Annotated in this window: 6 protein-coding genes and 1 pseudogene; all 7 read left to right on the forward strand. The window is 58.4% G+C overall.

The genetic code is table 11. The features are described from left to right. On the forward strand, nucleotides 1-314 hold a 314-nt coding region (locus HUJ17_RS00845), incomplete at its 5' end, for an HNH endonuclease (protein WP_290508929.1). Nucleotides 315-437: 123 nt separating this feature from the next. Next, the gene (locus HUJ17_RS00850; RefSeq protein ID WP_290508930.1) at nucleotides 438-3,206 is read left to right on the forward strand and encodes an endo alpha-1,4 polygalactosaminidase; all 2,769 of its coding nucleotides are present in this window, start codon (nucleotides 438-440) and stop codon (nucleotides 3,204-3,206) included. Continuing rightward, nucleotides 3,169-4,044 (forward strand): tetratricopeptide repeat protein, encoded by an 876-nt coding sequence (locus HUJ17_RS00855; protein WP_290508931.1) that lies wholly within the window; start codon nucleotides 3,169-3,171, stop codon nucleotides 4,042-4,044. Before HUJ17_RS00850 ends, HUJ17_RS00855 begins: the two co-directional genes overlap by 38 nt. Next, on the forward strand, nucleotides 4,041-6,809 hold the full coding sequence (locus HUJ17_RS00860; RefSeq protein ID WP_290508932.1) for a tetratricopeptide repeat protein: 2,769 nt from the start codon (nucleotides 4,041-4,043) through the stop codon (nucleotides 6,807-6,809). The genes HUJ17_RS00855 and HUJ17_RS00860 overlap by 4 nt, the downstream gene beginning before the upstream one ends. A 9-nt stretch (nucleotides 6,810-6,818) precedes the next feature. Then, on the forward strand, nucleotides 6,819-7,331 hold the full coding sequence (locus tag HUJ17_RS00865; RefSeq protein ID WP_290508933.1) for a hypothetical protein: 513 nt from the start codon (nucleotides 6,819-6,821) through the stop codon (nucleotides 7,329-7,331). Next, nucleotides 7,331-8,665, forward strand: a complete 1,335-nt coding sequence (locus HUJ17_RS00870) for a PelD GGDEF domain-containing protein (protein WP_290508934.1) — start codon at nucleotides 7,331-7,333, stop codon at nucleotides 8,663-8,665. The genes HUJ17_RS00865 and HUJ17_RS00870 overlap by 1 nt, the downstream gene beginning before the upstream one ends. Continuing rightward, a pseudogene (locus HUJ17_RS00875) lies at nucleotides 8,658-9,141 on the forward strand (hypothetical protein); the annotation flags it as partial. The gene HUJ17_RS00870 and the pseudogene HUJ17_RS00875, both read left to right, overlap by 8 nt.

Raw genomic sequence — 9,141 nt, forward strand, 5'->3', positions numbered from 1 at the left:
CCCTGTTCCGGCGAGACCAACATCTTTGTCTCTACTGTGGCAAACCTTTCCCGGAGCACGCTCTGACTCGCGACCATATTGTTCCTTCCTCCAAAGGAGGGCGGGACCGCTGGTCCAATGTGGTTTCTGCCTGTCGGCGCTGTAACCAGCGCAAGGGCAACCGCTGCCTGGAGGAAATCGACATGGATTTGTTGGCACTGCCCTATGTGCCGAACATGGCTGAATACCTGGCCCTGATAAATAGCCACCGTATCCGCGGGGACCAGATGGCATTTTTGCGCAGCCAGTTTGGCAAGAACAGTCGGCTTTTGTGATCTGTGCATTTTACATAAATACCCTTTTTGTCGTATTTAGGTTAATTCATGTATCCCCCATTATTCACGTCGCCTTGAAAGGGTATATAAGAAGATTGGCTTTTAAGTGAATTGGGGAATTCATTGATCCGCTATTATTTGGCGATTCTGTTGGTACTACTGGGGCTTTCAGCATCGGCTCAGGTTCACTCAGAGCAAGCTGCCGCATTCTATTACGGCCCACAGATCCCTTGGCACACCCTCTCAATCTACGATTTCCCTGTCGTTGAGCCGGACCAGGCCAATGGCGTTCCCAGCGCATTCCGCTCGCAACGCTTTTATGCCTACGTCAGCCTGGGCGAGGTGCTGGCATCACGCCCATATTTTGCAAACCTGAAACCGGAGTGGCTGCTGGGGGAAAACCCGGACTGGGGCTCCCATATTTTCGATCTGTCTTCCCGGGAGCTGCGTGATTTTCTTGTGGCGCAGGTTATTGCACCGTTGTGGGAGCAGGGCTACCAGGGGTTTTTCTTCGATACCCTGGACAGCTACCAGCTGGTTGCCAATACGCCGGAGAAGCGTCAGCAACAGCGGCAAGGGTTGGCCGCCTTGATCAATCAGATCGCCCGGCGTTACCCCCAGGCCCGCTTTATTTTCAATCGTGGCTTTGAACTGATGCCTTTGGTGGACGCTCCGGTGGATGCCATCGCGGCGGAGTCTCTTTACCAGCGCTGGGAGGCGGGCAAGCAGCGCTATGCGCCGGTTCCCGAGGAAGACCGCCAGTGGTTGCTGAATCAGTTTGCCGCCATGCGCGACCAGTACCAGGTCGAGACCATTGCCATCGACTACGCACCGCCTGCCGAGCGGGAGCAAGCCCGTGAGCTTGCCCGGAAAATTGCGGGCCACGGTGTGATTCCCTGGGTCACCAATCCGGAGCTGGACATGCTCGGGCTGGGCGTGCGCGAAGTGCTGCCCCGACAAGTGTTGTTGGTACATGGCGGCAGTAATGAGCGACTCTGGGAGCTTTCCGACGCGGTGCGTTACGGACTGATGCCCCTGCAGTTTCAGGGGCTGGTTCCGGAGATCCGTGCCATCAATTCCCCCATGCCCGCCGGCACCCTGAAGGGACGTTACGCCGGCATTGTGGTCTGGCTGGAAGAAGAAGATCTGGCCGATGCCGATTTTGAGGCCTGGCTGGTGGAGCAAAAAGACGCGGGTGTTCCCATTGCCATGCTCGGTCATCCGGCGGTGGATCCGGTGGGTCCCAATGCGCAGGCTTTCGGCTTCGAGGGCCGTCCCACCCCCTTGTCACCGCCGACGATTACCCGTCAGCATGAGGCTATGGGGTTTGAGCTGGCACTTCCCAAACTGATTGAGTTGTCGTCACCACTGCACAACCCGTCGGCGCAACCCTGGCTGGAGCTGCGTGCCGGGGAAAATACCTACACGCCTGTGGCGACATCCTCCTGGGGGGGCTATGCCTTCCAGCCCTTCATGATCCGTTCGGTATTGCCCGGTGAGAAAGGCGAAGGCCTGGATCGCTGGGTGCTTAATCCTCTCACTTTTATTCGTGAGGCATTGCAACTGCCTGCCATGCCGATTCCGGATGTGACCACGGAAAATGGCCGTCGTTTGTTCTTTGCGCATATGGATGGTGACGGTTTTCCCAGCCTGGCCGAGGTGAAGGGATACCAGGGACAAACCGATGCCAGAGTATTGCTGGAGGAAGTGCTCAGGCGCTTTGAAGTGCCCACCACTATCTCGGTGATTGAGGGCGAAGTGGCCCCCCACGGTCTCTACCCGAAAATGTCTGCTGAGCTGGAGCAGGTCGCCCGGGAAATGTTTGCCTTGCCCCACGTGGAAGCGGCTACCCACACCTATTCGCATCCATTCTACTGGCACGATGCTCAGCAAATGCCCGGTGCGTTATATGGCCCGGAAGGGCAGTTACGCCTGCCGATTCCCGATTACCGGATGGACCCGGTGCGCGAGGTGGTCGGTTCGGCGGAGTATATCAACGAGAACCTGCTGGGGAATGGAAAGCGTACCCAGATGGTGCTGTGGAGCGGCGATACCATTCCCACTCCAGAGGCTCTGGCAGCGGCCCGGCAGGGTAACCTGCTGAACATGAACGGCAGCGATACCATCATCACCCATAGCGCGCCTACCTGGACCCTGATCAAGGGGATCGGTCTGCCAAAGGGGGATGAATACCAGGTTTATGCCCCCAATCAGAACGAAAACATTTATACCAATGAGTGGTCAGGCCCTTTCTATGGTTTCGAGCGGGTAATTGAGACCTTTGAGCTGACGGAAAGCCCTCATCGTTTCAAGCCGGTGAACATCTATTACCACACCTACATCGCCAGCAAGACGGCAGCATTGGAGTCCCTGCTCAGGGTCTATCGCTGGGCGCAGTCGCAACCGCTGCACCCGGTATTTGCGTCCGACTATGCCCGCAAAGTGCTGGATTTCAACACCATGGTGATCGCCCGTGAAAACGATGGCTGGCGGGTAAAAGGCAGTGGCGAACTGCGCACGCTGCGATTGCCTGAGGCGCTGTCGGTACCGGCCCTGACGCACAGCCACGGGGTCGCTGGTTACCGTGAAGACGGTCCCGGGCGCTACCTGCATTTGTCCGGCGCTGCCGCCCAGTGGCAGCCGGGTTCGGATTCGTTGCCTTACCTGCAACAGGCCAATGCTCGCCTGACCACATTTGCTCGCAATGACCGCGACATGCAATTTTCTCTGGCAGGTCACACCAATCTGGAATTTGCCATCGGCAATGCCGGTGGTTGTAGTCTCAGTCACAACGGTAAACCACTGAAACCGGAGCGTAGGGAAGGAACCCTCTATCACTACAGGAGTGCGAAGCATGGGCTCGAAGAGCTACGGCTACACTGTTCGCACTGAGCGATTACGGGTTCTCGGCGCCACGGAGTTGCTTGCCTGTCTGCTACTGATCATCGTGGTCTGCTGGCTGGCCTTCCCACGGGATCTGGCCATCACGCTGCGTAATGCCCGCCTAGATGCGGTGACGTTGAGCTATATGCAGGCCTGGTTGAAAGCCAAGCCGGATGATCATGAGCTGCGTTTACTGATGGCTCGGGAGCTGATTGTGCTAGGGCGATTTGATGAAGCCGATGTGCAACTGGACCGGGTGGAAGCTGCCGATGCGGGTTACCAGTCACAGGTGCGCTGGCTCAGATTACAGTGGGATTTCAAGCGCCTGATGGCCATGGAGCCAGAGCTGCGTGATGCTTCCCGATTGCAGGCCGAGACGCTGGCAAGCTTGCGAAGCCAGAACTGGTCCACGCTGAATGGCGACCAGCGCCGGGAACTGGCGGAAATGACCCTGGTACTGGGTGAGGTGGAACAAGCCGTACGTTATTACCGGCTGATTGCCACTGAGGCCGAGCACCCAGGCGACTGGTACGAAAAAGCCGGCCGGGTGCTGCTGGGGCAGGGCAATTATCTGGCGTCGGGTTTGGCCTATGGGCAGGCCATGGCAGCGTCCGGAGATCCTGCCGCTCGCAAACAGTATTTCCTTGAGGCGCTGGCGTCACTGGAAGCAGGTAGCTTGCATGACGAGGCTTTGCGTTTTGCATCACGCTACGAACATCTCTATTACCGGGACAAGGACGTGTTGTATCGCCTGATGCGCCTGGCCCAGGCCGGCGGCAACCTGACCCAGGCCCAGCGCTATGCTGTGCGGTTATTGGGTCTCAATGGCCAGGGAGTGCAGCGATGAAAAGGCTGCTACTGACTCTCGTATTGCCCTTGCCATTGCTGCCCGGCGTTGTTCTGGCCCAGGCGCCGGAGCCCTATGTAGAGAGCTATTACGACCACAGTTATGAGGTTTTTGTGGCGGCGGGCAATCTGGATCGGGCTCGCCAGGTGGTGGACAACGCTCTCTATTGGCGCCCCGAAGATATTCGCTGGTGGCGTAGGCTGGCGCAGATCGCCGACTGGCAGGGAGACAGCAGTACCGCCTTGAAAGCCTGGTGGGAAATTGCGGAATCCACTGACGCCCCTCAGGCCTGGCAGCAGGTTCGGCAGCGGGCGCCGCTGGCCTACGATTACCAACTGACGTTGCGGGTTTACAAGGAGTTACTGGCGGTATCCCCCCGGGATCGTGATCTGTTGGCCACCATCGCCAGGCAATATGAATTGCTCGGTACCCCGGATGAAGGCCTGCGGTTTCTGGCTGATTGGCATCGACGCTATCCGGGACAGGCTGTTCTCTGGGAAATGCAGCGCCTGGCCTGGAATCAGAGTGATAGAGAGCAAGCCGCTCGCTATTCGCGGCAGTACATGAATCGCTATGGCCCGGAGCGGGACATGGCATTGAAAGTCTCTCGCTACCATTGGCTTGAGGGTCAGCGTGAGACGGCTTATTCCGATTTGCGCAGTGATGCCGAAAGTCTGCCCTATGACCCTGATCTAACCCGCCGTTTGGCGGTTATGGCCAGTGAGCTGGGACATTGGCAGCCGGCCATGAGTCATTACCAGACATTGCTGGAGCAGGGTGACGAGACCCTGTCGGATCTGTATCAGTACATTACTCTGGCTCGTTATTACGACCGCGACAGAGTCGTGGCACTGATGGAGCGGGCCTGGCAGCGCAATGGGGATCAGGCTTTTGCCATGGGCGCCCTCTACCAGATGCAGGATGCCGGTCGCTGGCAGGCCATTGACGACTTTCTGAACCAGCTTAGTGACGTCCAGCGCCAGCAACTAAAAGAGGACCCGGCTTTTCTGCGTTTTTACGCCAACCTGCTGTTGCGTAGAGGCGAAATGGAACAAGCCGCGCAGTGGTTGCAGCAGGCACTGGAACTGGCCCCCGGTGATCGGGAAACGCGCATCGCCTGGTTATGGCTGCTGGTCGCCAATGGTGATGATACTCAGCTGGCACAGACTCTTTCTGCCTGGGAAGCCGGTATCAGACTGGACCGGCGTTACTGGGAAGTGCTGGCCGCCGCTAATATGGCACTGGGTCATGCCGAGCAAGCGGTCCGTTACGAGAGTCGTTTGTTGCAAACGGCACCCGGAGATTGGGAACGTCAGTGGCAGTATGCTCAGGCATTGATCGCCGCGGGCCGGGATGGTGAGGCCTGGCCAGTGCTGCGCAAGCTTCATCAGCGCTTGCCGTTTTCGGTCAGTGACGACAAGCAGAATCAATATCGAGATATGCGCCTGGCACTCAGCCAGCGGTTTGAGGGTGGCGACGCTTCTCTGCAACTGGCGCAACAGATTCACCAGCAGCAAGGTGATGACGAAGCCCGTGCCGAATGGCTGGCCCAGTGGGCGCTGGGGCATAGCGAGCCGGAGTTGGCCCGCGGCTGGTATCTGCGTAAGCAGCAGGCAGCCGGCACGCTGCATGCCGGGTCGGCGCTGGCCTATGCCATGCTCAATAACGACCGTGATGCCGTGGCGCAGATTCGTGAGCGTTATGCCGGCCAATTGACGCTGTCTGAGCAATTGGGTAGTCAGGTGGAATTGGGCGAGGAACGACGCGCTACCGCGACGTTAATGGCCATGCAGTCTGGCTCACCGGAACTGGCAGACGCCAATAATCTGCAGGAATCCCTGCTGTTGCCCAGTGCTCGTTCAAGCGCTCTGGCGGTGGAACAGCGCCGCCTGGGTGCCTTGCAAATGACGGACTGGACATTTACCCAGAGCCAGCCATTCAGTGACAACAGCACCTTTTACGCTCGCTACCGGCAACGGCAGTTCGGCAGTAACGATCGTGCCCAGCTGGATGTGGATGAAGCGGAGCAGTGGCTGAGCCTGGAGTGGCTCTATCAGCGCGAACGCTATCGTCACCGTTTTTCTCTGGGCCAGCGTCAACTGTTGGATAACAGCGAAACGACTGCGGATCTGGAAGTGGCAGGTAACTGGCACTCCGACTGGTCTGCCAGTTGGCGTTACCAGTGGCGGATGCCGGCGGATGAAACCTCCTTGCTGCTGTTGGGCGGTTCGCGGACCGGCAGTCAGTTCCAGCTGAATTGGTCGCCACAATCTACCTGGCAGAGCAGTGTAGATTGGGCGGATTACCAGTACCGTGATCTGAATAGCCAAAACCTGGGGGAGGGCAGCATTATCAATGTGCAAAGCACCTGGCGCCCCTGGCTTTCCCGTTTTTCACCGGGCCTGCGCCTGCGCCATACCCGCGCCGATTTTGCCGAAGCCGGGGGCAGCATGGCTGAGGTCCGCGCCTTGCTTCCAGCCGGCGCTGATACGGCGCCTTTGCCCGAGGATTACAGTGAATCCGGGGCGTCCCTGCTGCTGGGCATGCCGGACGTACATATCCGCCCGCATCGCCTGCAGGGCTGGGGAGAAGTGGGTTACGTGAATAACAGCCTGTCCGGCGATGGTTTTATCGGCCGGTTAGGGCTGGCCGGGCCGCTGATCGGTCGGGATGCCTGGCAGCTGTCTCTGGAGCGCCAACTGAATACCGGTGGCAACGACGAAGACAGCTACCGGGCCGAACTGCAATACAGGATTTACTACTAGGAGCATGAGATGAAACAGGTTGTTGTTTTGTTGCTGGCACTGTCGCTGGCCAGTTGCACCCATGTGCGCAGTAGTCAGGGAGTTTCACTGGACGCGGAAGGGACCTGGCTGGTGTTGCCGCTGGTGAACCGCACCGGCACCCCTCAGGCCGGGTTGCGCGCAGCGGCCATTGTGGAATCCGTGCTCTATCGCCACGGCGTTACTGCTGTGGACAGTTACCCGGAAACCGGCAATGACGGCTTGTTGTTCGAGGCATCGTCCTCCGCCAACCGCGAAAAAATGGATCGTTGGGTGCAGTCCCAATCAGCTCAGTATGTTGTCAGTGGCGTGGTGCATGAATGGCGCTACAAGACCGGTGTGGACGGCGAGCCGGCAGTGGGTGTGATGCTGGAAATCCGTGAGTTGCCGTCCGGTAACATTGTCTATAGCGGTACCGGTGCCCGTGCCGGCTGGGCGAGAACATCGCTTAGCCAGACCGGCCAGAAGGTCATCGACAAACTGCTGGCCCCGGTCATTCGCTGATGCGTAAGTGGCTGGGAAACACCGTCATCCCCGCCCTGGTGGCACCACCGGCAAAACCCTTGTGGGTGGTGCTGGAGGCAGTGCTGTTGACCTTGGTAGCAGTGGGTATGGGGCTCTGGTTGAGTTCTGAGGATCCCCTGGCGCTGGATGCCAACTTCCGCTGGGGCCTTTTTGTGCCCATCCTGGTTTCGCTGCGATACGGCAGCCTGGCCGGTGTATTTGGCATGCTGTGCCTGCTGGCCAGCTGGCTGGTGTTGCGCAAGGTGGGCTTCTATGCGGACTGGAATTTCCCAGAAGGCACCATGCTGGGCGGTTTTATTCTCAGCCTGGTCTGCGGTGAATTCGCTGACCTGTGGCGGGTGCGTCTACAGCGGGCGGAAAGTGCTGCCAGTTATGCCCTTGAGCGTTTGCAGAATCTGACTCAGCGTCACGTACTGTTGCGCCTCTCCCATGACCGCCTGGAAGAGAATCTGCTGGTCAAACCCTATACCGTGCGTGATGCCCTTTTCCGGTTACGGGATCTGACCCTGGATGAGAGCGATAGCAAAGCGCTGCCTGCGGCAGATGATCTGATCAACCTGCTGGCAGAGTACTGCCAGCTGCAGCGCGCCGCCCTGTACCCGGTAGTGGAGGGCAAGGTGATTGACCAGGCTGCTGCTTTGCTGGGGGAGAACAAACCCCTGGATCAGCACGATGCACTGCTCAACCACGCCCTGGACATCGGTATGCTCGCCCATGTGCAGCAGAATACCCAGGATGAGACCTATGTGGGCCGTTACCTGGTGGCCGCACCGGTGACCAACAGTGCAGGAGAAATGATCGGTGTGCTGGTGGTGGAACGGTTGCCGTTCCTGTCCATGAATTATGAAAACCTGCAGTTGCTGTCTGTGCTGCTGAACTTCTATGCGGATGTGGCGCACTACGGGGAAGAAGTGGACAGCTTGCTTGATACCTGGCCCAACCTGCCCACCCGCTTTGCCAGTGAATTGACGGCGCTATCCAGATTGCGCGGTGAAGCACGGGTGGACACCGCCCTGACCCTGTTTGTGGCCGATGATAGCGAGCAGGCTGCGCAGATTATGGAAGTGCTGGCACGGGGCCTGCGCAGTCTGGATCTGGCCTGGTGGGTTCATGAAAACGTTCTGATGATCATGATGCCGATGACAGGTGATTCCAGTCTTGAAGGCTTTGTCTTGCGCACCGAGCAGTGGTTGCAGGATGACTACGCATTTTTCAGCCTGCGCCAGGCCGGTGTGAAGTACTACCATCGGTTACTGGATGAGCGCGACCCTGGCGATCAGCTTCGCGAGTTGCTGGGGGTAGCCGGTGTCTAGCTGGAAGCTGCTTATCTATGCCATCAGTGCCGAGCTGGGCTCGTTGCTGTTGCTGCTCAGCAAGAACAGTTCGCTGTCCTATTTTCTGCTTTACCTGGTCGCCCATGGTTTGGCGTCGGCCTTGTTGTCTGCTGTGGCGTGGACCTTTCTGCCTGCCCGTTTTCGGGAGCCGAAAGTGTTTTCGCTGGCTCTGATTTTTTCCTTTGCCTTTTTTATCCCTGCGATTGGGCTGCTGACTATCATTGGTGGCATTGCTCTGGGTGTAATGTTGCCGGCACTGTTCATTCCGCTGCCGTTTTCCCAGGTGGCAAAGCCCTATTTTACGCCGGTAAACAATCAACAAAGTGCCGGCTTCCGGCAGATCGATCTGAAAAATCTGCTCACCAGTGAGACCGCGCCCAACGCGCTGCGGATTCAGGGGATGCTGGTGCTCAAGGATATGCCCGGTCGTATTACCGGGCGACTGTTGCGCGATT

Source organism: Alcanivorax sp. (assembly GCF_014762765.1).
Lineage (GTDB): Bacteria > Pseudomonadota > Gammaproteobacteria > Pseudomonadales > Alcanivoracaceae > Alcanivorax.

Coding starts and splice junctions, on each gene's coding strand:
- HUJ17_RS00865 (WP_290508933.1), top strand. CDS start 6,819: ATGAAACAGGTTGTTGTTTTGTTGCTGGCACTGTCGCTGGCCAGTTGC.
- HUJ17_RS00855 (WP_290508931.1), top strand. CDS start 3,169: ATGGGCTCGAAGAGCTACGGCTACACTGTTCGCACTGAGCGATTACGG.
- HUJ17_RS00870 (WP_290508934.1), top strand. CDS start 7,331: ATGCGTAAGTGGCTGGGAAACACCGTCATCCCCGCCCTGGTGGCACCA.
- HUJ17_RS00860 (WP_290508932.1), top strand. CDS start 4,041: ATGAAAAGGCTGCTACTGACTCTCGTATTGCCCTTGCCATTGCTGCCC.